This window comes from Vibrio sp. 10N.222.55.C7, assembly GCF_041473335.1.
GTDB lineage: Bacteria > Pseudomonadota > Gammaproteobacteria > Enterobacterales > Vibrionaceae > Vibrio > Vibrio crassostreae_C.
Genome location: NZ_JBFRSC010000007.1, coordinates 95,059 through 119,235 on the forward strand (window position 1 = coordinate 95,059; position 24,177 = coordinate 119,235).

General features: G+C 44.2%; 22 protein-coding genes and 1 tRNA gene. 12 read left to right on the forward strand and 11 right to left on the reverse strand.

The features are described from left to right. Entirely contained in the window at positions 1-495 is a 495-nt protein-coding gene (ilvN, locus tag AB4482_RS01960) for an acetolactate synthase small subunit (protein WP_008219984.1), read from the forward strand. 113 nt (positions 496-608) lie between these two features. Continuing rightward, positions 609-2,492 (forward strand): diguanylate cyclase, encoded by a 1,884-nt coding sequence (locus AB4482_RS01965; RefSeq protein ID WP_372073176.1) that lies wholly within the window; start codon positions 609-611, stop codon positions 2,490-2,492. Between the two features lie 580 nt (positions 2,493-3,072). Here AB4482_RS01965 and AB4482_RS01970 read toward each other — a convergent pair. After that, complete coding sequence (locus AB4482_RS01970) at positions 3,073-3,744, reverse strand: GntR family transcriptional regulator (RefSeq protein ID WP_136982221.1); 672 nt, start codon at positions 3,742-3,744, stop codon at positions 3,073-3,075. Positions 3,745-3,919: 175 nt separating this feature from the next. Further along, positions 3,920-5,332: a pyruvate kinase PykF gene (gene pykF / locus AB4482_RS01975; protein WP_136982222.1), complete on the reverse strand. Its 1,413-nt coding sequence runs from the start codon at positions 5,330-5,332 to the stop codon at positions 3,920-3,922. Positions 5,333-5,761: 429 nt separating this feature from the next. On the opposite strand from pykF, the gene AB4482_RS01980 reads away from it, so the two are divergent. Together AB4482_RS01980 and glmS are read left to right on the forward strand one after the other, a co-directional pair. Next, positions 5,762-6,532: a DeoR/GlpR family DNA-binding transcription regulator gene (locus AB4482_RS01980; RefSeq protein WP_017061404.1), complete on the forward strand. Its 771-nt coding sequence runs from the start codon at positions 5,762-5,764 to the stop codon at positions 6,530-6,532. 107 nt (positions 6,533-6,639) lie between these two features. Beyond that, positions 6,640-8,472 (forward strand): glutamine--fructose-6-phosphate transaminase (isomerizing), encoded by a 1,833-nt coding sequence (gene glmS / locus AB4482_RS01985; RefSeq protein WP_017067690.1) that lies wholly within the window; start codon positions 6,640-6,642, stop codon positions 8,470-8,472. A 102-nt stretch (positions 8,473-8,574) separates the two neighbouring features. Here glmS and AB4482_RS01990 read toward each other — a convergent pair whose 3' ends face one another. Continuing rightward, a complete protein-coding gene (locus AB4482_RS01990; RefSeq protein WP_017061406.1) occupies positions 8,575-9,843 on the reverse strand; it encodes an O-acetylhomoserine aminocarboxypropyltransferase/cysteine synthase family protein in 1,269 nt (422 codons plus the stop codon). 726 nt (positions 9,844-10,569) lie between these two features. Here AB4482_RS01990 and AB4482_RS01995 point away from each other — a divergent pair. Further along, positions 10,570-11,175, forward strand: coding sequence for a hypothetical protein (locus AB4482_RS01995; RefSeq protein WP_372180469.1), 606 nt, complete (start codon positions 10,570-10,572; stop codon positions 11,173-11,175). Positions 11,176-11,268: 93 nt separating this feature from the next. Next, on the forward strand, positions 11,269-11,589 hold the full coding sequence (locus tag AB4482_RS02000; RefSeq protein ID WP_372135732.1) for a hypothetical protein: 321 nt from the start codon (positions 11,269-11,271) through the stop codon (positions 11,587-11,589). 88 nt (positions 11,590-11,677) lie between these two features. On the opposite strand, the gene AB4482_RS02005 is transcribed toward AB4482_RS02000, so the two are convergent. Together AB4482_RS02005 and AB4482_RS02010 are read right to left on the reverse strand one after the other, a co-directional pair. After that, positions 11,678-12,865, reverse strand: coding sequence for a tyrosine-type recombinase/integrase (locus tag AB4482_RS02005; protein WP_372180471.1), 1,188 nt, complete (start codon positions 12,863-12,865; stop codon positions 11,678-11,680). 11 nt (positions 12,866-12,876) lie between these two features. Next, positions 12,877-13,236: a hypothetical protein gene (locus AB4482_RS02010; RefSeq protein WP_372180473.1), complete on the reverse strand. Its 360-nt coding sequence runs from the start codon at positions 13,234-13,236 to the stop codon at positions 12,877-12,879. 169 nt (positions 13,237-13,405) lie between these two features. Between AB4482_RS02010 and AB4482_RS02015 the strand changes: the two genes are divergently transcribed. Further along, a complete protein-coding gene (locus AB4482_RS02015) occupies positions 13,406-13,969 on the forward strand; it encodes a hypothetical protein (RefSeq protein ID WP_372180475.1) in 564 nt (187 codons plus the stop codon). A gap of 831 nt (positions 13,970-14,800) precedes the next feature. Here AB4482_RS02015 and AB4482_RS02020 read toward each other — a convergent pair. The 5 genes from AB4482_RS02020 to rpsU all read right to left on the reverse strand — a co-directional run bounded on the left by AB4482_RS02020 (position 14,801) and on the right by rpsU (position 19,539). Then, positions 14,801-14,876, reverse strand: a tRNA-Ile gene (locus AB4482_RS02020). A gap of 163 nt (positions 14,877-15,039) precedes the next feature. Further along, complete coding sequence (rpoD, locus tag AB4482_RS02025; RefSeq protein ID WP_017061407.1) at positions 15,040-16,884, reverse strand: RNA polymerase sigma factor RpoD; 1,845 nt, start codon at positions 16,882-16,884, stop codon at positions 15,040-15,042. Between the two features lie 99 nt (positions 16,885-16,983). Next, entirely contained in the window at positions 16,984-18,735 is a 1,752-nt protein-coding gene (dnaG, locus tag AB4482_RS02030) for a DNA primase (protein WP_017062923.1), read from the reverse strand. Between the two features lie 119 nt (positions 18,736-18,854). Continuing rightward, entirely contained in the window at positions 18,855-19,298 is a 444-nt protein-coding gene (locus tag AB4482_RS02035) for a GatB/YqeY domain-containing protein (protein ID WP_017069475.1), read from the reverse strand. A 25-nt stretch (positions 19,299-19,323) separates the two neighbouring features. Beyond that, a complete protein-coding gene (rpsU, locus tag AB4482_RS02040; protein WP_004396009.1) occupies positions 19,324-19,539 on the reverse strand; it encodes a 30S ribosomal protein S21 in 216 nt (71 codons plus the stop codon). 258 nt (positions 19,540-19,797) lie between these two features. On the opposite strand from rpsU, the gene tsaD reads away from it, so the two are divergent. Together tsaD and AB4482_RS02050 are read left to right on the forward strand one after the other, a co-directional pair. After that, a complete protein-coding gene (gene tsaD, locus AB4482_RS02045; RefSeq protein ID WP_019826876.1) occupies positions 19,798-20,814 on the forward strand; it encodes a tRNA (adenosine(37)-N6)-threonylcarbamoyltransferase complex transferase subunit TsaD in 1,017 nt (338 codons plus the stop codon). 106 nt (positions 20,815-20,920) lie between these two features. Beyond that, positions 20,921-21,736 carry an alpha/beta fold hydrolase gene (locus tag AB4482_RS02050; RefSeq protein WP_372180477.1) on the forward strand — a complete coding sequence of 272 codons (816 nt, stop codon included), beginning with the start codon at positions 20,921-20,923 and terminating at the stop codon, positions 21,734-21,736. 43 nt (positions 21,737-21,779) lie between these two features. On the opposite strand, the gene plsY is transcribed toward AB4482_RS02050, so the two are convergent. After that, positions 21,780-22,376: a glycerol-3-phosphate 1-O-acyltransferase PlsY gene (gene plsY, locus AB4482_RS02055; RefSeq protein WP_009847793.1), complete on the reverse strand. Its 597-nt coding sequence runs from the start codon at positions 22,374-22,376 to the stop codon at positions 21,780-21,782. Between the two features lie 138 nt (positions 22,377-22,514). On the opposite strand from plsY, the gene folB reads away from it, so the two are divergent. The 3 genes from folB to AB4482_RS02070 are packed head-to-tail and all read left to right on the forward strand — an operon-like array spanning position 22,515 to position 24,172. Then, complete coding sequence (gene folB, locus AB4482_RS02060; protein WP_004735969.1) at positions 22,515-22,874, forward strand: dihydroneopterin aldolase; 360 nt, start codon at positions 22,515-22,517, stop codon at positions 22,872-22,874. Continuing rightward, the gene (gene folK, locus AB4482_RS02065) at positions 22,871-23,353 is read left to right on the forward strand and encodes a 2-amino-4-hydroxy-6-hydroxymethyldihydropteridine diphosphokinase (protein WP_017061413.1); all 483 of its coding nucleotides are present in this window, start codon (positions 22,871-22,873) and stop codon (positions 23,351-23,353) included. The genes folB and folK overlap by 4 nt, the downstream gene beginning before the upstream one ends. Before the next feature lie 15 nt (positions 23,354-23,368). Further along, positions 23,369-24,172: an undecaprenyl-diphosphate phosphatase gene (locus AB4482_RS02070; protein ID WP_010434624.1), complete on the forward strand. Its 804-nt coding sequence runs from the start codon at positions 23,369-23,371 to the stop codon at positions 24,170-24,172. The last annotated feature ends 5 nt before the right edge of the window (positions 24,173-24,177 follow it).

The following is a 24,177-nucleotide window of genomic DNA, read 5'->3' on the forward strand; positions in this document are numbered from 1 at the left end:
ATGAGACACATTATTTCACTACTAATGGAAAACCAACCTGGTGCGCTTTCTCGTGTGGTTGGCTTGTTTTCTCAGCGTGGCTACAACATCGAGTCTTTGAACGTATCTCCAACCGATGATCCGACGCTGTCTCGTTTGAACGTCACTACTAACTCGAGCGAAATGCAGCTTGAGCAGATTCAGAAACAACTGCATAAGCTAATCGACGTACTTAAAGTACAAGAAGTGTCTGAACTTGAACACATTGAACGTGAGCTGTTGATGGTAAAAGTACGTGCGAGCGGCTTTGCTCGTGCGGAAGTGAAGCGCACAGCGGATATCTTCCGTGGTCAGATCGTTGATGTTACGGCTTCTCAATATACGGTTCAAATGGCGGGTACTAGCGAGAAACTGGATGCCTTCATTCAGGCGCTGTCTGAAGTGACGGAAGTGCTTGAAGTAGCTCGAAGTGGTGTTGTTGGCATCGCACGAGGCGAACGTGCGTTGAAAGCCTAGACGATAAGTCTTTAAAAAATAACTTTAAAGCCGCTTTTTTAAGCGGCTTTTATTTTGTTAATTTTTTAGAGTGCTATAATCCCGCGCTGCACTTCCATTCATCTGAGTTAGCAATGCGAAATAAAAAATCAATAATTACATTGCTGATTATCTCTATCATATTGTCTTCTGCAGTATGTCTGTATTATTTGCAGCGCTACAAAGAAGTAAAACAGCAGAGCTTTGACTACTCAGCTAAGCAAGCCGTTCATCAGTTAGTGTATGCCAAGCGAGATTATGATCTTCTCAAGACTCAGTTAGTCTCGGTCATGGAGCTACTCAGTCATAGCCAGAGCTTGGTTAACTTTGCTTCCTCTCCCTCAGACCAAACCAAACATCTACTTGAAGAGGTCTGGCAATCTGTTCTCGTGAACCAGAAGTGGTATACACAAATCCATCTGTTAGATGTCACTGGCAAAGAATTGGTGCGTGTTAACTACTCCTCTGATACCGGTAGAGTGACGTTTCCTCAACAGCTGCAAGATAGGTCGGATTCTAACTACTTCCAATACGCTCAAAAACTAGAAGCCGAACAGATTGGCGGTTGGGGTATTGAGCTTGAAACTGAGCATGGTGAAGTCACCTTCCCTTATTCGCCGGTAATCCGTGTCTTTACCCCAGTAGAAACCCCTGACGAAAGAGTAGGCTACCTCGTCATCAATCTTGATGTATGGGGCTTATCGTCGCGTCTGAGCTTTTCACCAGATAACGATCTTAGAGCAGAAGTTCTCAATGACGCGGGTTACTTCATCGCGAGTAACAACAGCGGTAAGTTGTTCGGAGACTCTATTCCTGAAAGAAAAGGCTATAACCTGAAAAATATCGCGCCGAAGACGTGGGATGCGATCTCCAATGATCAGGTGGGATACGTTTTTGAAGATGGTAATTTGTTTGCCTTTAACACGGTTATGCTCGCGAACAGTCAAAAGGTCCATTTACTGATTCAACTTAATCAAAAGCAACTGATGGATCGGGCTGAGCGTGATCTAGATGATTTGGCCCATGAAGAGATCATTGTTCTGATTACGGTGCTGATATTCGCTTTCCCGTTTGCTTACCTGGTGACGCACTGCCGACGCCGAAGCCTAGAGAGTAAATTGGCACGAGCCGCATTGAATGGTATGTCGGCAGTGATGATCTCTGACAAGCAGCACCGCACAATGATGATCAATAACGAATTTGAGAACATGACTGGGTACTGCAAAAAACAAGTTATCGGTCAGAATGCATTGCAGTTGCTGCTTGATAATACCGACCAAGTGCTCTCAAGCTCGGCTATTTGGAGTCATTTAGAGCAAGAAGAAGTATGGGAAGGGGAGGTTCAGTGTAAGAACAAGCTGCGTATTCCTTTTACTGCGATCATGCGAGTGCATGCGGTCAAAAACAATTCAGGCAAAGTCAGTTACTACATCACCTCGTTGGTTGATATTTCCGTAAGGAAGGAGCTTGAGGTACGTTTGAGGATTTTAAGTGAACGTGACTCTTTGAGTAATCTCTGGAACCGACGAAAATTCGAAGAGCAGCTGGCCTACTATTCTCGCTTAGTTGAGCGTTACCCGATCGAAGCGACCACCTGCTTAGCCTTGGTGGACATCGATAACTTCAAGCGAATCAATGATGAGCTTGGCCACGACGAAGGTGACCGTGTGATCGCTGGTGTTGCTAAACTTCTGCAAGATAGCCTTCGTGGGACGGACTTTGTTGCACGTGTCGGAGGAGAAGAGTTTGCACTCTTGATGCCACACACGTCTCTGCCAGAAGCAAAGCGCGTATTGGATCGCTTGCGAATAGAGATTGAACTGGCAGCCGGAACTAAGGTAACGGTGAGTGTTGGCTTTACTGATTTAACAAGTAACAGTACTCGCTCATACAAGTGTGCCGATGTTGCGCTTTACGAATCTAAATCGTCTGGTCGTAATACGGTCTCTATGTGTCCTAGCTACGATGATGTCGCTTAGGTTCGCTTCTATCTAGTCCTGTCTTCTCTTTGCTTCACCTCTTCAAGCTGGCCCCGACTCACTTTATCTCTCCCCCTTTTTATAGGAATCTCACTTTTGAGCGATCTATGTCACAAAATCTATACAGTTAGACTAAAGTCTAATGCTGGTGGAAATTTGAGCTAAAATGAACAATAAGTAAACTACCTTGCTTCAGATTACATCGTGCTTAACGGTGTAATAAATAGAGTGTTTACCAGATGTAAAAGGATGACACCGTTAACTTAATTCAACTGATTAGCTAGCCTTTTCAATGGTTTGAAAGGCAGCAGTAGAATTAGGTTAGCTGGAGCAAGAGTTTGGGGATCATACAGTCTGGTTAAAAGAGGCGTGGTATGTTTGTCGATTTTTTAGTGAGGTTAACCATAGGCACATTAGCCATTCTTGGCTTTCAATTGAGTGCTTTGTATTTTTTACCTATGGTTGTGCTACTCAATACTCATCACAAAGAGTTTTTTGGGTGGTAGTTCAGTCGTAATACTGGAAACAAAAAACGGAGCCATTGGGCTCCGTTTTTATTTGGTTAGAAGCTACTTTAGCGTTATGCCGCTTCGATAACTTCTTCAATTCGTTTCATTGAACCTAGCAGGTGTTGATCAAGCAGTTCAGTCGCTTGTTCTACATTCTTAGAGAGTACTAGTTTCATGATCATTTCGTGTTCATCAATATTGAACAGATCATCTGATGCGCTTTCTGCAGACATAGCGAGGAAGCGGTAACGTTTCACTTGGTTAATTAGGTCATCAAAGAACTTAAACATGTTCTCTGAATCTGCACCTTCAAGCAGTGCGACATGGAATTGCTGGTGGCGCTCTTCCCATTCTACACAGTCAAACTCTTCAGATACGTACTGTACTCGCGATAGTTTATGGTAAGACGTTAGTACATCCAGTTCCCAGCTCTCATCACCTGCTGCAATCGCTTTTTTAAGCAGAACCGATGATACAACACGAAGGCTTTCGTATAGGTCATTCAGTTCTTTCTTTGATACAGGAGATACCCAGCAGCCTTTTTGTGGCTCTAGTTTGACGTATTTACTCCAAGACAATTGCACTAGGGCTTCACGAATTGGAGATGCACCAACGTTGTATCTATTTTTTAGATCAGCAACAACGAGCTTTTGACCTGGGGTTAATTCACCGTTGAGAATATCTTGGCGAATCATCTTTGATACTTTGTCAGTGAGAGTAGGACTAGACATTACAAACCTCATGTATATTTGATTTCTAGTCTGCTAATCCATCTCTTGGAAAGAGCCATTGGATATTAACAGTACGTAGTTCTATCTTGTTTGATAATATAGCGTACTGAAAAGTTAGGCAAGATTTGTTTCATAAAAAAAGAGGGCCGAAGCCCTCTTTTATATTTTTATGCGAATCGGTTCATTCTTATAGAACGTGAACAGATGCCGTGTTTGTAGTACCAGAAGCTACTAGAGCGCCAGAAACCATTACTACGATATCGCCTTTGTTACCTAGGCCAGATTGTAGAGCGATTTCTTTACCGTTGATGTAGAACGTGTCTGTGTTCTCGATAGAATCAACAAGAACTGGTTTAACACCTTTAGTAAGAACTAGCTGTGCAGCTGTCTTTTCGTTAGTTGTTAGAGCAAGGATGTTTGCTGTTGGGAAGTACTTACGTACTGAACGTGCAGACTTACCGCCTTCAGTTGCAACAACGATTAGAGGAGCAGCTAGCTTCTCTGCTGTATCTACAGCGCCTTTACATACTGCTTCAGTGATGCGTAGACGTGGGCTGTCTAGACGAGAACCTAGCTCAGCTTTAAGAGCTGAATCAGTGCGGTTCGCGATTTGAGCCATGATAGTAACAGCTTCAACTGGGTACTTACCTTTAGCAGTTTCACCAGAAAGCATTACTGCATCAGTACCATCCATGATTGCGTTCGCAACGTCACCCGCTTCAGCACGAGTTGGACGTGGGTTGCTGATCATAGAGTCAAGCATTTGAGTTGCAGTGATAACCATCTTACGTGCACGGTTACACTTCTCGATCATCATCTTCTGAGCGAAGATTACTTCTTCAGCTGGGATTTCAACACCTAGGTCACCACGAGCAACCATGATGCCGTCAGAAGCTTCAAGGATTGAATCGAAGTTATCTACACCTTCTTGGTTTTCAATCTTAGAAATGATGTGGATGTTCTCGCCGCCGTTAGCGTTTAGAAGCTCACGGATTTCTTTAACGTCTTCTTCTTTACGGATGAAAGAAGCAGCAACGAAATCTACGCCCTGCTCACAACCAAACTTAAGGTCAGCTTTGTCTTTCTCAGAAAGAGCAGGAAGTTGAACAGAAACGCCAGGAAGGTTAACACCTTTGTTTTCGCCTAGAGCACCGTTGTTAAGAACTTTACACTTAACTTCAGTTTCTGTTGTTGCGATAACTTCCATTTCGATTAGGCCGTCATCAACAAGGATAGTGTTACCTGCTGTTAGGTCTTTAGCGAAACCTAGGTAAGTTACTGCTACTACGTCTTTGTTACCAACAACTGTTGCGTCAGTTGTGAAAGTGAACTCTTGACCAGCTACTAGATCTACGTCGTTACCATCTTCAAGTTTGATAGTACGGATTTCTGGACCTTTAGTATCTAGAAGGATAGCAAGTTGCTCACCTTTGTTTTCCATTACTTTACGGAAGTTCGCGATACGAGTGCCGTGCTCTGCGAAATCACCGTGAGAGAAGTTAAGACGCATAACGTTCATGCCAGCATCTACTAGTTCAGTTAGCTTCTCTACAGATTCAGTTTTAGGGCCAATCGTACATACGATTTTGGTCTTTTTCATGGAAGGTACTCTCCGGTAAGTATTGTTACAATTTGAAATTTATTTAAGTTCTGAAGATTGGTCCGCTACATCAACATTTTGTGCCTGTTGTGTAAAAGCGCGGGACTTCCAATATGTCCTTCAGAGTTGTAAGTCTTTCATCAATTTTAGTCATTTTATGACTAAAAGATTTTGATTCAATATCGGTTTTCTGTGACTTACCCCACTATATAGGGGGTAAGTTGCAAAAAAATAACAGTCAGTTTTGTAATTTTTTTTCTTTTCGGGTGCGGATTCTACCACCTAATGAGTTCAATATCACTGCTTAACAATTGTCTTAGGACAAGGTTTTATCGCTATTTATTAATTTTTTGGATCAAAATAAATGGACTAAATAGTTTCGTTGTAACTATAATATGTTTCATATCGAAACTTAATGGCCTTTTTTAAATGTCGAAACGAAACACCCAGCTCAGAAGACATGCAATTTCTAACCTAGTGAATGAAAAAGGGGAGGTTAGTGTTGATGAATTATCCGCTAAGTTCGAAACCTCAGAAGTCACTATTAGAAAGGACTTGGCGTCTTTAGAGAAAAACGGTCAGCTTTTACGCCGTTATGGTGGTGCGATTTCGTTACCGAAAGAGGTTGTCAACGAAGAGCTGGGTCAACAAGTTTCGACTCGAAAGATTTCATTGGCAAAAGCCGCTGCAGATTTAATTCGCGACCATAACCGCATCGTGATCGATAGTGGCAGTACGACCGGTGCTCTAATTCAGCAGCTTAATGCTAAGCGTGGCTTGGTTGTTATGACCAACTCATTGCACGTTGCTAATGCGCTTAATGAGCTTGAAAGCGAGCCGACGTTATTAATGACTGGCGGCACTTGGGATACCCATTCGGACTCTTTCCAAGGCAAAGTTGCAGAGTCGGTACTTCGTGCTTACGATTTTGACCAACTATTTATTGGGGCTGATGGTATCGACCTCGATAGAGGCACAACCACGTTTAACGAACTGGTTGGCCTGAGCAAAGTAATGGCTGAAGTGTCACGAGAAGTGATCGTGATGGTTGAGTCGGAAAAGGTGGGACGAAAGATCCCGAACTTAGAGCTGGCATGGGAACACATTGACATCTTAATTACCGATACAGACTTAGGCGAAGAATCCAAAGCAAGTATCGAATCACATGATGTTCGAGTGATCCTGACCGATCCAGCGTAAAAACAAATTTAAGTATTATGCATTTACCTTCCTATAATTGATCTTAATGAAGATTTGGCCTTTGCTTGCTGCCAATAGGAATAAAACAAAATTGATGGAGTGAAACTATGTGTGGAATTGTTGGTGCAGTAGCACAGCGTGATGTAGCTGAAATTTTAGTAGAAGGCCTTCGTCGTCTAGAATACCGTGGCTACGATTCAGCTGGTGTCGCTGTCGTCGATACTGCATCTAACCTAACTCGTGTACGCCGCCTAGGTAAAGTACAAGAGCTAGCTGACGCAGTAGAAGAGCAACAAGTGATTGGCGGTACAGGTATCGCTCATACACGTTGGGCGACACATGGTGAGCCGTCTGAAGCGAACGCACACCCACACATGTCTGGTGATATTGCCGTTGTACACAATGGCATTATCGAAAACCACGAAGCACTGCGCGCTATGCTGCAAGAGCGTGGTTACGTATTTACTTCACAAACGGATACAGAAGTTATTGCTCACTTAGTTGAGTGGGAACTTCGCACTTCAGCTTCTTTGGTTGAAGCGCTACAGAAAACAGCAAAACAATTAGACGGTGCGTACGGCACAGTTGCGGTTGATCGTAAAGATCCTAGCCGTATCGTTGTAGCTCGTTCTGGTAGCCCGATCGTTATCGGTTTTGGTGTCGGCGAGAACTTCCTTGCTTCTGATCAACTGGCGCTACTGAGCGTAACTCGTCGCTTCATGTACCTAGAAGAAGGTGATGTTGCTGAGGTAACTCGTCGTGATGTTACGGTATTTGATGTAGCGGGTGAGCGTGTTGAGCGTGAAATCGTTGAGTCAAACGCTGAACACGACGCAGGTGACAAAGGTCAATACCGCCACTTCATGCAGAAAGAGATCTTCGAGCAGCCAACAGCGCTGATCAATACAATGGAAGGCCGTATCTCTGACACTTCGGTTATCACTAACGCGATCGGCGTTAAAGCTGAAGAGATCCTAAGCAAGGTTGAACACGTGCAGATCATCGCATGTGGTACGTCTTACAACTCAGGCATGGCAGCGCGTTACTGGTTTGAATCTCTAGCTGGCGTAAGCTGTGACGTAGAGATTGCTTCTGAATTCCGTTACCGTGATTTCGTTGTTCGTCCGAACAGCCTATTGGTGACTCTGTCTCAATCTGGTGAAACGGCGGATACGCTTGCTGCACTTCGTCTTGCAAAAGAGAAGGGTTATATGTCTGCAATGACTATCTGTAACGTTGCGGGTTCTTCACTGGTTCGTGAATCTGATTTTGCCTTCATGACTCGCGCAGGAACAGAGATCGGTGTTGCTTCTACTAAAGCTTTCACAACTCAACTAGCAGCGATGCTGATGATGGTAACGTCAATTGGTCGTCTACAAGGTCGTATCAATGAAGAAAAAGAAGCGGAAATCGTTCAAGCACTTCACCAACTGCCTGCTGATATCGAGAAAGCATTAGCGTTCGATAAAGAAATTGAAGCACTGGCACCTGATTTTGCTGATAAGCATCACACACTGTTCTTGGGTCGTGGTGAGTTCTACCCAATCGCGATGGAAGCGTCTCTTAAACTGAAAGAGATCTCTTACATCCACGCAGAAGCATACGCAGCTGGTGAGCTTAAGCACGGTCCTTTGGCTCTTATCGATGCAGATATGCCTGTAGTCGTTATTGCACCAAGCAACGACTTGCTAGAGAAGCTGAAATCGAACGTTGAAGAAGTGCGTGCTCGTGGCGGTCTACTTTACGTATTCGCTGATGAAGATGCGGGCTTTGAAAGCGATGAGAACATGAAGATCATCAAGATGCCTCACGTAAGTGAAGTAACAGCGCCTATCTACTACACAGTACCGATGCAGCTGCTGTCTTACCATGTCGCACTAATAAAAGGTACCGACGTTGACCAACCTCGTAACCTAGCGAAAGCGGTAACAGTTGAGTAATCGACAGCTTACCTAAGATATAGATAATAAGAAGCCCATCCTGTGATGGGCTTTTTTATGTCTGTTAGTTAACGATCAGTGTTAGAGCTAGCTGTAGCGTCATTAAGCGCTCAGTGCTTGCTCTAGGTCAGCCAAGATATCGTCAATGTGCTCGATACCTACTGATAGGCGAATCATCTCCGGTGATACACCGGCTTGTTTCTGTTCAGCTTCGCTTAGTTGACGGTGTGTCGTCGAAGCTGGGTGACAAGCGAGAGATTTCGCATCGCCAATGTTAACTAAGCGCTTGAAGATTTGCAGTGCATCATAGAAGCGAACACCGGCTTCATAACCGTCTTTTAAACCAAAAGATAGAATGGCCGATGGCTTACCTTGCATGTACTTTTCAGCGAGTGGATAGAATTCTGAATCAGGCAGGCCAGCGTAACTTACCCAACTGACTTTCTCGTGTTGCTTGAGGTATTCCGCTACTTTCAAGGCATTCTCTGTGTGTCGCTCCATGCGTAGCGACAACGTCTCCAAACCTTGCATCAACATGAAAGCATTCATTGGTGACAGTGCTGCACCTGTATTACGTAGGGGAACCGTTCTAGCACGACCAATAAACGCAGCCTCACCAAAGGCCTCGGTATAAACCACGCCATGATAAGAAGGCTCTGGCTGATTAAACACAGGGAAGCGGTCCTTGTGCTGTGCCCATGGGAATTTACCTGAGTCGACAATCACGCCACCTAACGTTGTACCGTGACCACCCACGTATTTAGTTAGTGAGTGCACCACGATGTCAGCACCAAAATCGATAGGTTTACACAGTACAGGCGTCGCCACCGTGTTATCAACAATCACAGGTACACCTTGTGCGTGAGCAAGTTCAGCAACACGCTCTAAGTCGATAATATTACCTGCTGGGTTACCGATACTTTCACAGTAAACCGCCTTGGTTTTTTCATCGATCAGTGCCGCTAAGCTTTCTGGTTTGTCGTCTTTAGCAAAACGAACTTCAATTCCTTGGTTTGGCAACATGTGAGCAAATAGGGTGTAAGTACCACCGTAAAGCTGAGGCGTTGAGACAATGTTGTCACCGATTTGCGCCAACGTCTGAATCGCGTAGTTGATCGCAGCACTGCCCGCACTTACCACTAAGCCTGCAATCCCCCCTTCTAAGGCTGCCATGCGTTTTTCTAACACATCATTGGTTGGATTCATTATCCGTGTGTAGATATTACCTGGCACCGCAAGGTTAAACAGGTCGGCGCCGTGTTGTGCGTCATCGAATTCGTACGCGACGGTTTGGTAGATTGGAGTGGCAACCGATTTGGTTGTTGGATCAGTGTCGTAACCGAAGTGAATCGAGAGTGTTTCGTCTTTCATGAGTCTTCCCTGAACTATTGAGCGATTTATGTACTCTCATATTGCCGATTTTTTTATAAAAGAAAAGTATGTTTAGTCACAGAGAGGCAATTGGAATTGTGTGCGGGACGATTCGTTTTTGGTTCGGAAGTGCAGGGTGTGATTGGTACTGAATCAGAAAAGCAAAAAGCCAGAGCAGCGTGAACTGTTCTGGCTTTTCTAATTTGGTGGCCCCTCCCAGATTTGAACTGGGGACCGAACGATTATGAGCCAAGCTTCAGCCCTGTAACCAACATAGTAACCCTGCCCCGAATCACTCTGAAATCCACCAGCAAAATCACATCACCTGATTATCCGCATGATTTCTCTGACGTCGACGACGAGGTTGATGGGGTTGATGGGGATGTCGGAGTTGGAAGGGTTAACAGGGTTACTGAGGTTGGTTCTGAAATAGATGATGAATCCGTTCGGCAACTCCCCTAACTCTATCAACCCTAGAATTGACTCAAAAGACCGGACTAGGACCGGACCGACGACGCCGTCAACAAAACCTAGGGAAAGTAATTACTGAAGAAGTCAGCTAGAGCAAGGGCTAGAGAGAGATTACAGGGCCAGTCTAGAGTGACCGACCCAGAGACTTAGGATTTTAGGTTGGGGATGGGAGATATGTGACTTTGGATGTTACATTTTATTACGTATGTGATACTTTAATGTGCGTGTGGTTTACTATTATGGATATAATGCAAAATGGATAAACGGTTTTTATTGATTTCACTTGTAGCAGTGATTTCTTTATCAGTGTTTCTGCCTAGGTATCAAACTGACAAATTAAAGGGAATTGTTTTCTCACATACAGATGAAAGACAGTGTTTTAATTTTCACAAAGAATTTTTAAACGATCCTGAAAGTGCTTATATCGTAGACAGTTATCTCTGGACAAAGGTTGATGAATTTAAGATTAACCAGAATCCAGCTTCAATTTTCGCCCTGTACGATACTTTGCTAAAGGTAAAGGTTAAAGCAAAGAATAAATATGGTGCATATGTTGATACCTTACTCGTTTGCCCCTTAGTTGATGGAAACTTCGATAAGCTTGCTGCTTTAATTTTAAAGTCTGGCGTACCAGAGCAGACCGTAACTACACCTCTAGAAATCACTGAACAGTTAAAAAAAAGTTACCCCAGTTTGTTAAGTAATAAGCTAATAGAACTAGGGTACACTGGTACTGGTACTGGTACTGGTACTGGTTCGGTCAGGTACTTTATAGATAATTCATTTTATAATGATAAATCGATATCACTAAAAGAATATCAGTCATTGGTTCAAATGCTTGAGGAGCATAATATCGATTAATGATAAATTCGTTGATAATTAATGATGACTTTGAACCGGTCCACTTATCGTGCCGACTCCCCTTAACAACTTATGCTTTTAAAGGAGAGCTTTATGAAAAAAACTATAGCTTTGCTTATGATAATATTCTCCCCACACTTGTTTGGTGCTTTAGGTTCAAATGCTGAAGCAATAGATAAGGGAACTATATACGTAGATTTTTTTATGTGCTCTTACTTAGTTGATGACTATATCGTTAGTAAAAAACTGGAAGATATGGCTCAAGATTTACTAGATGAAGCTAATAATAGCAGTGAAAAGTATAGAAGCGTATTTAAAGGTGTCTATGACGAGAAGTTATTACTTTTCGCTTCAGAAACTAATAAAGTTGATTATTGCAAGGATACCTATAAACAAGCAATGAATGCTAAATAGCCACTTCGAAATCAGCTACCATAAATGGGACTTGTAATTAAACAAGTCCCATTTATGCTTAATTTTTAGTACTTTTTTATAGATTTATCTAACTACTCACATCCCCTACCAACACTGACACATTAGCACTTACCTCCCTTAGCCTAGAACTAGCCAAATGAGCATACCTAGTCGAAGTTTGAGGGCTCTGGTGCCCAAGTAAATGCTGAACATCATAGAGCGTGGCGTTACCACTGTTTATAAGGATCGAAGCGAAAGAGTGCCTGAGGTCATGTATGCGCATATCATCATATATACCTGCTGCTTTCTTGATTCGAGCGAATGCCTTCTTTGGATGTGCGATAGGTCTACCGGGTGCATCTCCGGCAAAGATATAGGGGTTCTTACGTATCTGAAATCGTCGTTGGTCATGTATAATCTCCTTAGCTAAATTATTGAGTAAAACCGTCCTTGATAACCCCGATTTGGTGTGGGGTAGGAATAGGCTCCAATTGCCGTCGTCGTCGACGGTAAGACAGTCCCACTTAGAGTTAGTAATTTCACCTATGCGCATCCCGGTAAGCAGTGCGAATTTTAAGGCATTCCCTTGGGTGCGATTGGGTTCCTCATTACATGCCTTGATGAAGGATGAAACCTCTTTGCGGTTCAGGAATCTGTTTCTTAGATTGTTCTCCTTGAGCTTCCTTATGTACTGTCCCGGATTCTTGTCCACGAACCCCCACTCCATCGCTAATCTGAACATTCTAAGGGCTAGGGAACGCAATCTATTTACAGTGGATGGCTTCCTTGTTTCTAGAACTCCATCTAGTAGCTTTTGAATGTCTTGTTGGTTGATATCGGTGATGCTCCTCTTGCCCCATTTCGGGTAAAAATGCAGCTTTAAGTTACCGACATCATTCTTAGCGGTGAGTTTGTTCATACGGGCGTAGGGCAAGTAGTGTTCTTCCGCAAATTCTTGAAACGTGAGCACATTGGATTTTTCATCCCTCATTGCCTTAGGGTCATTACCCAGTGCTATCTCTCGCTTGTGGTCATTAGCTATCTGCCTAGCAGTGTTGATATCTAGCGCTGGGTATTCACCTAATTGAACAGATTTTTTTTTACCAAAATAGGTGTACCTGAATAAGAAGCGCTTTCTCCCTTTCCTGTTGATAATTATTTTCAGGCCACTACAGAGCTCATCCGTGTACTCAGTTTCTTTACTTCGACTTGTCGACGGCGTCGACGGTAATGAATCAAGTTGGCGTTTATTGAATTTGAATTTACGAGATTGCATTGGATACCTCCTTACTCATCAGAGATTGAGAAATGCTGGCGTAATTCAGTGCGGAGTGTATTAGGCATTAATAGGTAGAGGCCTTTACCACTGGCCTCGACAATGCTTAGGGATATAGAAGCCCCGTAATCTAGCTCATCGTCGAATTCGGTATAGGTTAGGGCTCGTTTCAGCAGTTCGATATCGTCGACGACAGCGTTTAGGTCATTAATTGAGGAGAGGAACCAGAGTTCACATTGTAGTTCATCCCATACCTGTTGGGTTTCAGCGTCATCGTGGAATGGTTCGGTGAGTATGGATTTGATTTGTTCTTGCAGAGTTGTCGTGGTTGGTAGGGTTATGATTTGTTGAAGGTTAGTTATTTTGAGCATGATTAACTCCATGATTATCAGGATCATAAATTTAATATGAGTCTGACTTTCAAGAAGATTCGGGGGCAGCCAAAAAACATTTTATTTGACAAATCATCAATCAACCATTGAAATCATAACTCAATCATATATGATTTATTTTATTCCTTTTATGATTCTGTGGTGATTTATGAAGATCGATATTTCCCAAAAAACATACGAACGTTTGTCTGAGCTAGCGAAAGGCTTTGACACCCCAGATACTGTGATTAATCGTTTACTGGATTCAGTGTCCAAAACACCTGAACGTAAGCCTAGCATTACCTTTAACCCAAACAATGAGTCGGCTTTTAAAGCTGCTCTACTGGATACTCGGTTGGCTGAAGTCTGTATCACTTACAGTGATAAGCCATCTCTCTTTTTGGTATGGAACGCCGATAAGTTCAAGGAATCATCAAATCTGAAGGCTAACCTGTGGTCAGGATTTCTTAGAGGCTGGAAAGAGAAAGGTATTACCGGAATCACCCTAACTGTTTTGGATTCTAATTCTGATAAAACCGTTTTAGAAATAGGGCATGCATTGGGACTTAGCTATGCGGATGCGGTAATTGTTCAGCCACGATTCCACAGAGAAAATGCAGATACTTATTTGATTTGGTTCGAAAATGAAGATTTTTCTATCATCGATAAAGTGCAGCACAAAGTTAACAATGACATCAATGTGTACTTACCATCTTTCATGCTCGATCTGTAACCCTCACCAACCTAAAATCCTAAGTCGCTGGGTCGGTCACACCAGACAGGCCCTGTAATCTCTCTCTAGCCCTTGTTCTACCTAACCTCTTCAGTAATTACTTTCCCTAAGTTTTGTCGACGGCGTCGTCGGTCCGGTCCTAGTCCGGTCTTTCAACCTGATTTTAGGTCTATTGCCGTCGTCGTCGACGGGATACCCACGCTAGATTTCCATCTGATTACACTAACCCATTCGCTAACCCAACTTCTCCCCCCAACTCATACGAGATTCGCCCTAGAGCCACTCCTAGCGTTGAGATTACCGACTCCAGTATAAATACCAGTCCAGTGATTAGCCTTCGTTTCTAGCTCTGAGGTTCACTGCTGCTGACTACTAACCTAAATCACTTAAGAGATATCAGACCAATTACCACTGAGGGTAATTGGTCATCATTGTTCAACAGTCATCTGGTTCTAATCTTCGGTGCTGAGTCTCCTGACTGATCTCAGCTAGAACTCCATTTAGGTATCTTATTTATATCTATATAAATTACTGAACCGAATGGAACGGAATGTTGGTTATATTTTTGTTGGTTTAGTCGGGAAGTTTTTCTGGGGTTCTGTTCTGATGTTAAGTGGTATGTATCTAGCGCAGAATCGTGCCGTACAGATGAGAGAGCTTACTGATGGTCGATATCAGCCTGAGATAGATTTACGGGTTCTGTGGTGATTAGGTGGAGTGTTTCACTGGCGCTAATGGAATCGTACTTATAGGAAGTAATCGAAGACCGGATATGGAAAGGACTAGAAAAGATAAAGGCCCATGAATTTCTTCATGAGCCTTATCGGAATTTGGTGGCCCCTCCCAGATTTGAACTGGGGACCGAACGATTATGAGTCGTGCGCTCTAACCACTGAGCTAAGGGGCCGTAGGGCATAGATTATAGGGGAAGCGTTCAATGGTGTCTAGACACTATAAGGGGCAATTCCGCTTACATCTTAGCCACTTAAATCACACAGATAAAAAAAAGGTGAGCCAACGCTCACCTTTTCTTATTTATGCTTAAAAGCTAACCACACTAAAGCGTGCGATTACTCGTCTAGGAAGCTACGCAGAGTTTCTGAGCGGCTTGGGTGACGAAGTTTTCGCAGTGCTTTTGCTTCGATCTGACGGATACGTTCACGAGTAACGTCGAACTGCTTACCCACTTCTTCTAGAGTGTGGTCAGTGTTCATGTCGATACCGAAACGCATACGCAGTACTTTCGCTTCACGAGGAGTTAGGCCTGCAAGAACGTCTTTAGTTGCGCCGCGCAGGCTGGTTGCCGTTGCAGAGTCTAAAGGCAGTTCTAGCGTTGTATCCTCGATGAAATCACCTAGGTGCGAATCTTCGTCGTCACCGATTGGTGTCTCCATTGAGATTGGCTCTTTAGCGATTTTCAGTACTTTACGGATCTTGTCTTCAGGCATTTGCATGCGCTCAGCCAACTCTTCCGGAAGTGGTTCACGACCCATCTCTTGTAGCATTTGACGAGAGATACGGTTTAGTTTGTTGATCGTTTCGATCATGTGAACCGGAATACGGATAGTACGAGCTTGGTCGGCAATCGAACGAGTGATTGCTTGACGGATCCACCAAGTAGCGTAAGTAGAGAACTTATAACCACGACGGTATTCAAACTTATCTACCGCTTTCATCAGACCGATGTTACCTTCTTGGATTAGATCCAGGAATTGTAGACCACGGTTTGTGTACTTCTTAGCAATCGAGATTACTAGACGTAAGTTCGCTTCAACCATCTCTTTCTTCGCACGACGAGCTTTCGCTTCACCGATAGACATACGACGGCTGATATCTTTGATGCTTTGAACAGTAAGAGACGTTTCACGTTCGATCATATCCAGTTTTTGGATAGAGCGACGGATGTCGTGCTCGTTACGTTTGATCTTTTCTGCGTATGGCTTGTCTGAAGCAAGAACTTCATCCAACCATGCTTCGCTAGATTCGTTACCAGTAAATAGAGCAATGAAAGATTTCTTCGGCATTTTGCCGTACTCAACCGTTTGACGCATGATTAGGCGTTCTTGAGTACGTACGCGATCCATAGAGTTACGCAGTTCGTTTACTAGGTAATCAAACTGTTTTGGTGTTAGACGGAACTCTTTGAATACGTCTTGCATCATTGTCGTTGCAAGCGTTGCTTTCGGGCTTTCATGGCCGTACTCGTTGATCGCTAGCTGACGGTTCTGGTAGCTAGTACGAAGCGCTGTGAACTTCTCAAGAGCAAGCTCAGGATCGATACCTGTATCTTCTTCTTCCTCTTCCTCGTCGTCTTCAGCGTCTTCTTTGTCTTCGTCTTCCAGATCAGTTTCAGCAAGTTCTGAACCGATGTGAGTCGCCGTTGGCGCAGCTGTGCCATCGTCGTCTGGGTCAACAAAGCCATTGATTAGGTCTGTTAAGCGAATCTCTTCTGCTTGTACGCGGTCAAACTGTTCCAAGATGTATGGAATAGTGCCTGGGTACTCAGCAACCGATAGTTGAACTGTATTGATACCATCTTCAATACGTTTCGCAATGTCGATTTCGCCTTCACGAGTCAGTAGTTCAACCGTACCCATTTCACGCATGTACATACGAACTGGGTCAGTAGTACGGCCAATCTCGCTTTCTACGCTTGAAAGCGCAGCAGCTGCAGCTTCGGCTGCATCTTCATCTATATTGGCATCGTCATCATTAAGTGCTAGATCATCAGCATCAGGTGCAGTTTCAACTACCTTGATACCCATGTCGTTGATCATTTGAATGATGTCTTCTACCTGTTCAGAATCCACGATTTCTGCAGGTAGGTGGTCGTTTACTTCGGCGTAGGTCAGATAGCCTTGTTCCTTGCCTTTAATAACAAGTAATTTAAGCTGTGACTGCGGATTTTGATCCATAGATGATATCCAACTTCAGGTCTGGTGAAGGACGTTGCATTCTCAAATGCAAACCAATTATGTTAACAAATTTATTAAATGCTGACTAATCAAACAGGGTTACGCTTTTAGATCTAGCATTAAAGCTAGTAGCTCCCTTTTTTCTTCGGCTGATAAACCGACGCTTCTTGCTTTGGCCTGCAGGTTTTCAATTTGTTTTTCAACGCACTGGGCAAGTATATTGTCCAATGAGTCTAAAAATATGTCTTCTTGATTGTCTTCGTCGAGGGGGATTTCCCAGCTCGCGAGACGAGACAGAAGAGCCTCATGTTTATTGTGTCGCCAATGCTCTAATAATTGGCCTGTGTTGATATGGGGATGCGCGTGGCATTTATCAAGTACTTCGACGAATAAACTTAGCCCAGGCAATTGTAAGCCTTTGACACTTGATAAATCCGGTACCATATCAGCATAGCTCGGATTTTGGATAAGCAAAGCGATAACTTCACGCATTGGAGTGCGTTTCAGCTCTTTATGCGGTTGAGGTGTCGGGTTCTGTGTATGAACACGCGCACGTCGCAATTGGTTATCAAATCCAGTTCGCTCATCGAGCAATTTTTCGAGCAACTCTTGGAAGTAACTGTCAGGGATTTTGTTAATCAATGCGCTAGCGTGTGCGCGCAGTGCCGATTTCCCTTCGGTTGTTCCCAAGTTTAACTTGTGTATTTCAATCAGGTTATCGAACAAATAGGTCGAAAGCGGTGTCGCATTTTGAACAAGCTGTTCGAAAGCGGCTTTGCCGTGTTCTCTTATATAGCTGTCTGGGTCTTCACCGTCGGGCAAGAATAGAAACTTGAGTGTGTTACCGGTTTTCAGGTACTCAAGGGCATTTTCTAGTGCGCGCCACGCGGCTTCTTTACCTGCTCGGTCACCATCGTAACAACAAACCACTGTGCTGGTTTGGCGGAACAGCATTTGAACGTGGTCACCGGTTGTCGATGTGCCCAGTGATGCTACTGAGTAATCAACACCATATTGCGCTAATGCCACGACATCCATGTAACCTTCAACCACAAGTATTTGCGGCGGTTCACGGTAGGCTTGCAGCACTTCATAAAGGCCGTAAAGCTCTTTACCTTTATGGAAGATAGGCGTTTCTGGTGAGTTGAGATATTTTGGAGTACCGTCTTCTAATACACGACCACCAAAACCAATCACACGGCCACGACGATCGCGAATCGGGAACATTACGCGTCCACGGAATCGGTCGTATCGGTTACCTTTATCGTTCTCAATTAACATGCCGCCAGTTACGAGCATGTCTTGGGCTTCTTTCTGTTGGCCAAAGTTCTTACGAACTAAGTCCCACTCATCGGCCACATAACCAATGCCAAACTTCTGGACGATCTCGCCCGAAAGGCCACGATTCTTTAGGTAATCAATCGCAGGTTTGTTGGCTGATATTTTCAGTTGAGAGCGGTAAAAATTACTGATGCCGCCCATCAAATCGTAGAGGTTACGTTTTTGTTCGCTGTTGGCTCTTGGTGCTGTTGATATCTCGCCGCTACGTTGCTCTCTAGGAACATCGAGGCCTAAGAAAGAGGCAAGCTCTTCAATCGCTTCAACAAAATCGAGACGTTCGAACTCCATAATGAAGTCGATAGCATTACCGTGTACGCCACAACCAAAGCAGTGATAAAATTGTTTTTCTTGGCTTACGCTAAAAGAAGGGGTCTTTTCGTTGTGGAATGGGCAACAAGCACCATAGTTTTTGCCTTTTTTCTTAAGTTTCACGCGTGCGTCCACAATGTCGACAATGTCGAGACGCGCTAGGAGATCATCGATGAAACTACGCGGGATGTGTCCTGCCATAAAACCTTAGAAAAATGCACTAACTGAGAGTGTGGATAATAATAGTTTGAATAGGTTACAGATACAAACAAGCCGTGCGTTCCGAAGGATTGCACGGCTTGTTGCAATTTGATTTGGGATTAAGCGAGTTTAGAACGAACTAAACCACTAACTTTACCCATATCTGCACGCCCTTGAATTTGTGGTTTCAAGATAGCCATTACTTTACCCATGTCTTGCATGCCCGCTGGTTGAGCTTCGGCGATTGCGCTATCAAGTAGTGCAATAACTTCTTCATCAGTTAGCGGTTGAGGCATAAAGCCTTCAAGTACCGTAATTTCTGCTTTTTCCACGTCAGCAAGATCTTGACGATTTGCTGATTCATATTGAGCAACAGAATCGCGACGTTGCTTAACCATTTTAACTAATACAGCAAGAATGTCGTCGTCGTTCAGAGTGATCCGTTCGTCAACTTCACGTTGCTTAATTGCTGAAAGAGCTAAGCGGATAGTGCCAAGGCGCGGTTTGTCCTTGGCTTTCATCGCTAATTTTTGCTCTTCTTTGAGTTGTTCAATAAGAGCCATAACTCAGTCCTTATGGATTAAGTTATTAGTACAGGCGAACGCGACGTGCGTTTTCGCGAGCTAGCTTCTTAGCGTGACGCTTTTGAGCCGCTGCTTTAGCGCGTTTGCGAACTGTAGTTGGCTTTTCGTAGTGCTCGCGACGGCGAACTTCAGAAAGGATACCTGCTTTTTCACAAGAGCGCTTGAAACGACGTAGTGCAACGTCGAACGGTTCGTTTTCACGTACTTTAACTATTGGCATATGCCTTTCACCTCAGGGGTTATTCATTATCGCTGGCCACTCAGTACCAAATCAGAGAAGTTACCCATCGAGCTAACTCTCTATTCGCGTTTGGCCATTAACCAGCTTGATCAAAAATGGTGCGGAATTTTAATCCGATCACAGTGGCTTTGTAAAGCACTTTGTCGATTATAGTCTGTACAATATTTGTTTGAAGAGCTTAGGCAGGGTAATATTGCGCTAATTTCCCATTTTAGACGAAAGCGTGCCGAGAAAATTATGCGCATTATTGGTATTGAAACCTCTTGTGATGAAACAGGAATCGCGATTTATGATGATGAGCAAGGGCTGCTTTCTCATCAATTATATAGCCAAGTAAAGCTGCACGCCGATTACGGTGGTGTGGTGCCTGAGCTAGCTTCGCGTGACCACGTGAAAAAAACAATTCCTCTTATTAAAGCGGCATTAGCTGAAGCGAACCTAACGTCGAAAGACATTGATGGTGTGGCTTACACAGCTGGCCCTGGTTTAGTGGGTGCACTGCTTGTAGGTGCAACGATTGGTCGCAGTATTGCTTATGCGTGGGGGGTGCCTGCTGTGCCTGTTCACCATATGGAAGGTCACCTTCTTGCGCCAATGTTAGAAGACAACCCACCTCCATTCCCATTTGTGGCTCTGCTGGTTTCTGGCGGGCATACCATGATGGTAGAAGTGAAAGGTATTGGTGAATACCGAATCCTCGGTGAATCGATTGATGATGCAGCGGGTGAAGCGTTTGATAAAACCGCGAAACTGATGGGCTTAGATTACCCTGGTGGTCCACTGCTCTCTCGCTTGGCAGAAAAAGGCACTCCGGGTCGTTTTAAGTTCCCGCGTCCAATGACCGATCGTCCGGGTTTAGATATGAGCTTTTCTGGTTTGAAGACGTTTGCAGCGAATACCATTCGTGATAACGATAATGATGACCAAACTCGCGCTGATATTGCTTACGCGTTCCAAGAAGCCGTTTGTGCAACCTTAGTAATCAAGTGTAAGCGTGCCTTGGTTGAAACGGGCATGAAACGTATAGTGATTGCTGGCGGTGTTAGTGCCAACAAACAACTGCGTGTTGAGCTTGAAGCTCTTGCTAAGAAAATCGGTGGTGAGGTGTACTACCCACGCACTGAATTCTGTACAGATAACGGTGCGATGATCGCTTATGCGGGCATGCAGCGCCTAAAGAATGGCGAAACGGCTGATTTGTCTGTTCATGCCACACCGCGTTGGCCTATTGACCAGCTAGAGCCAATTGCGTAATTGACTATAGTGTTTCGATAAACGGTCGCCTTGTGCGGCCGTTTTTATATCCTAGCTTACCGACTGTATGTCGATAAATAATTGCTGATAGAGATTAGGGAAGAAAATGAACAAGTTCACAGTAGACAATCAATCGATGGCGTACCTAGATGAAGGTCAAGGCCCTGTTGTTGTACTCGGCCACAGCTACCTTTGGGATAGTGCAATGTGGAAGCCGCAGATCGAAGCGTTAAAAACTCAGTATCGCTGTATTGTTCCAGAGCTTTGGTCTCATGGTGAATCTCAAGCAGCACCCACTTCGATGCGTAACTTGAAAGATTACGCTCAGCACGTTTTGGCTCTGCTTGATCATTTAGAGATCGAAGAATTCTCAGTGGTTGGCTTATCGGTTGGCGGTATGTGGGGTACTGAGTTAGCGGAACTTGCACCTTCACGTATTAAGTCTTTGGTTCTAATGGATACTTTTGTAGGTCTAGAGCCAGAAGTTGCTCACGCGAAATACTTCAGCATGTTAGATACAATCACTCAAACCAAGACGGTCCCTCAGCCAGTTGTTGAAGCGGTTGTGCCACTGTTCTTCGCTAATGATGCTCAAACCAACACGCCAGCTTTAGTTGAAGGTTTTACTCAGCAGTTATCAGCTCTTGAGGGCGACAACGCTGAAGAAGTGGCACGAATTGGTCGAATGGTGTTTGGACGTCGCGATATGATTGAATCGGTAGAGAACTTTGCTCTGCCTGTTTTGATTGCTGTAGGACAAGAAGATAAACCACGTCCGGTACTTGAGTCATACCTAATGCACGATTGCATTACGGGCAGTGAATTAGTGGTGATTCCTGGCGCAGGTCATATTAGCTCGTTAGAGCAACCAGAGTTTGTGAACACAATGCTGAAGACGTTTTTAGATAAACATCTGCTGTAAGCTTTAAATACTGAATATTATGGTTCGGCTTAGACGTGACAGTTTAAGCCGATTTTTTTTGTCCGAGTTTTGGTTCGCTGCCATCGAGTAGGCGGCGGATATTCTGATGGTGACGCAACACGATCAAACAACACAACATGGCTACAGGCAGTGTGTATTGAGGTTTGACTAACCAAGCGTAGAAAGGGGCAAGTAGCACAGTAACCAGTGCAGCTAAAGAAGAGTAACGAAACAAAAACGCGACCACTAACCAAGTTGCCATGATCATTCCGGTTAGATCGAATCCTATTGGGGCGATAGCTCCGAGTGCAGTTGCCACGCCTTTACCACCTTTGAAGTGGAAGAAGATCGGATACATATGACCTAGACACGCCGCAATTGCGACAACCCCAAGAATGATTGGGTCGATCTTGAGGTAGTAGCCAAGCCAGACAGGGATAGTGCCTTTCAGCATGTCACACAGGAGGACGGCAGCAGCGGCGCCTTTACCGCCAACGCGCAGTACATTGGTGGCGCCCGGGTTATTGGAGCCTACCGTTCTTGGATCAGGAAGTCTTAAGACTCGGCATATCAAGACCGCACTAGAGATTGAACCTAGCAAATAGGCTGCAATGATCATGATTAGTGCCAATGGGGTCATGTCTTTCCTTAAACGGTTATAAGCCTAACGATGGGAAAATAATGCTCAATCCAAGAGTAATTGATATCATATCTCGAATTACGCAAATAATACGTTTTTTTCCCCCATATGGGTATCCGACCTCTAAAAGGACAAGTCATGGCACTGGATAAAGTTTTCATTGAACAGCTAGAAGTAATTACAACGATTGGTGTTTACGATTGGGAACAAGAGATTAAACAGAAACTTGTGCTTGATATTGAAATGGCTCATGACAACCGCCCAGCGGGTAAGAGTGATGATGTGGTTGATGCTTTGGACTACTCGACTGTGAGTACAGCTGTACTTGATCACATTGCGAATGGCCGATTTCTATTGGTTGAACGTGTGGCTGAAGAAGTCGCTGAATTGATCATGACTCAATTTTCTGTGCCGTGGATTAAAATCCGCTTGGCTAAACCTGGCGCAGTGCCACAAGCAAAAGCCGTTGGTGTGATCATCGAACGAGGTCAAGCATGACAGTAGCCTATGTTGGTGTTGGCACGAACATAGACCGCGATAAGCATGCAAGGGTGGCATGGACAGAGCTTCAATCGTTAGGGACTAACCTTAAATGCTCTAAAATCTATCACTGTGAGCCTGTGGGTTTTAATAGCCATCCGTTTTATAACTTTGTGATAGAGCTCGACACGTCACTCTCATTGACTGAATTTTCACAGCAGCTGCGTAAAATTGAGTTTAAATGGGGTCGCTCTCAAGATGCGCACAAACTACAAGATCGAAAACTCGATCTTGATATTGTGCTGTTTGGAGAGGAGGTTTCTGAGCGTGAACCAGAATTACCACGCAGTGATATCTACAAATATCCTTTTGTAACACAACCGCTTTATGATCTTTGTCCTGCGCGAGTGATCCCGCAAGACGGAAGAACCGTCAGTGAAATATGGCAGAAGATGCAGCAATTAGATTCGCTCTCTGTCGTAGATATAAAACTATAATTTTTAAGGTAAGTAATGAGTTATTTTGAAGCGTTTATATTGGCGTTGGTGCAAGGCTTTACAGAGTTTTTACCTATTTCCAGTTCTGCACACCTAATCCTTCCTTCTGCTGTTTTAGGCTGGGAAGATCAAGGTCTGGCTTTTGATGTGGCTGTCCACGTTGGTACTTTGGCAGCCGTGGTTATCTATTTCCGTAAAGAAGTGGTCTCTCTGTTGAGCGCATTCTTTGGTTCAGTGTTTAAAGGCGATCGCAGTAAAGAAGCGAAGTTAGCGTGGATGATCATTCTCGCGACGATTCCTGCGTGTATCTTTGGCTTGTTGATGAAAGATATTGTTGAGCTTTACTTACGCAGTGCGTGGGTGATCGCGACGACAACGATTATCTTTGGTCTATTGCTATGGTGGGTGGACAAGAACTCAAGCCTGCGCGATGACGAATACCAAGCGGGTTGGAAAAAGGCGCTGTTTATTGGTCTTGCTCAAGCAATGGCGATCATTCCGGGCACGTCTCGTTCTGGCGCAACCATTACCGCGGCGCTTTACCTTGGTTTCACTCGTGAAGCGGCAGCTCGATTCTCTTTCCTAATGTCTATCCCAATCATCACTCTGGCGGGTGGTTATTTAGGTCTTAAGTTGGTGACTAGCGGTGACCCAATCCATGTTGGCACTTTGCTAACGGGCGTTGCGGTGTCTTTCATCAGTGCTTACATCTGTATCCACTTCTTCTTGAAGCTTATCTCTCGTATGGGCATGACACCGTTCGTTATCTACCGCCTGATTTTAGGTTGTGGTCTGTTTGCTTTCTTAATGATGCAGTAACACTC

Excerpts from the sequence above, each read along its gene's own strand:
- ilvN (WP_008219984.1), top strand. The coding sequence starts at position 1 with ATGAGACACATTATTTCACTACTAATGGAAAACCAACCTGGTGCGCTT.
- AB4482_RS01965 (WP_372073176.1), top strand. The coding sequence starts at position 609 with ATGCGAAATAAAAAATCAATAATTACATTGCTGATTATCTCTATCATA.
- AB4482_RS01970 (WP_136982221.1), bottom strand. The coding sequence starts at position 3,744 with ATGAGGTTTGTAATGTCTAGTCCTACTCTCACTGACAAAGTATCAAAG.
- pykF (WP_136982222.1), bottom strand. The coding sequence starts at position 5,332 with ATGAAAAAGACCAAAATCGTATGTACGATTGGCCCTAAAACTGAATCT.
- AB4482_RS01980 (WP_017061404.1), top strand. The coding sequence starts at position 5,762 with ATGTCGAAACGAAACACCCAGCTCAGAAGACATGCAATTTCTAACCTA.
- glmS (WP_017067690.1), top strand. The coding sequence starts at position 6,640 with ATGTGTGGAATTGTTGGTGCAGTAGCACAGCGTGATGTAGCTGAAATT.
- AB4482_RS01990 (WP_017061406.1), bottom strand. The coding sequence starts at position 9,843 with ATGAAAGACGAAACACTCTCGATTCACTTCGGTTACGACACTGATCCA.
- AB4482_RS01995 (WP_372180469.1), top strand. The coding sequence starts at position 10,570 with ATGGATAAACGGTTTTTATTGATTTCACTTGTAGCAGTGATTTCTTTA.
- AB4482_RS02000 (WP_372135732.1), top strand. The coding sequence starts at position 11,269 with ATGAAAAAAACTATAGCTTTGCTTATGATAATATTCTCCCCACACTTG.
- AB4482_RS02005 (WP_372180471.1), bottom strand. The coding sequence starts at position 12,865 with ATGCAATCTCGTAAATTCAAATTCAATAAACGCCAACTTGATTCATTA.
- AB4482_RS02010 (WP_372180473.1), bottom strand. The coding sequence starts at position 13,236 with ATGCTCAAAATAACTAACCTTCAACAAATCATAACCCTACCAACCACG.
- AB4482_RS02015 (WP_372180475.1), top strand. The coding sequence starts at position 13,406 with ATGAAGATCGATATTTCCCAAAAAACATACGAACGTTTGTCTGAGCTA.
- rpoD (WP_017061407.1), bottom strand. The coding sequence starts at position 16,884 with ATGGATCAAAATCCGCAGTCACAGCTTAAATTACTTGTTATTAAAGGC.
- dnaG (WP_017062923.1), bottom strand. The coding sequence starts at position 18,735 with ATGGCAGGACACATCCCGCGTAGTTTCATCGATGATCTCCTAGCGCGT.
- AB4482_RS02035 (WP_017069475.1), bottom strand. The coding sequence starts at position 19,298 with ATGGCTCTTATTGAACAACTCAAAGAAGAGCAAAAATTAGCGATGAAA.
- rpsU (WP_004396009.1), bottom strand. The coding sequence starts at position 19,539 with ATGCCAATAGTTAAAGTACGTGAAAACGAACCGTTCGACGTTGCACTA.
- tsaD (WP_019826876.1), top strand. The coding sequence starts at position 19,798 with ATGCGCATTATTGGTATTGAAACCTCTTGTGATGAAACAGGAATCGCG.
- AB4482_RS02050 (WP_372180477.1), top strand. The coding sequence starts at position 20,921 with ATGAACAAGTTCACAGTAGACAATCAATCGATGGCGTACCTAGATGAA.
- plsY (WP_009847793.1), bottom strand. The coding sequence starts at position 22,376 with ATGACCCCATTGGCACTAATCATGATCATTGCAGCCTATTTGCTAGGT.
- folB (WP_004735969.1), top strand. The coding sequence starts at position 22,515 with ATGGCACTGGATAAAGTTTTCATTGAACAGCTAGAAGTAATTACAACG.
- folK (WP_017061413.1), top strand. The coding sequence starts at position 22,871 with ATGACAGTAGCCTATGTTGGTGTTGGCACGAACATAGACCGCGATAAG.
- AB4482_RS02070 (WP_010434624.1), top strand. The coding sequence starts at position 23,369 with ATGAGTTATTTTGAAGCGTTTATATTGGCGTTGGTGCAAGGCTTTACA.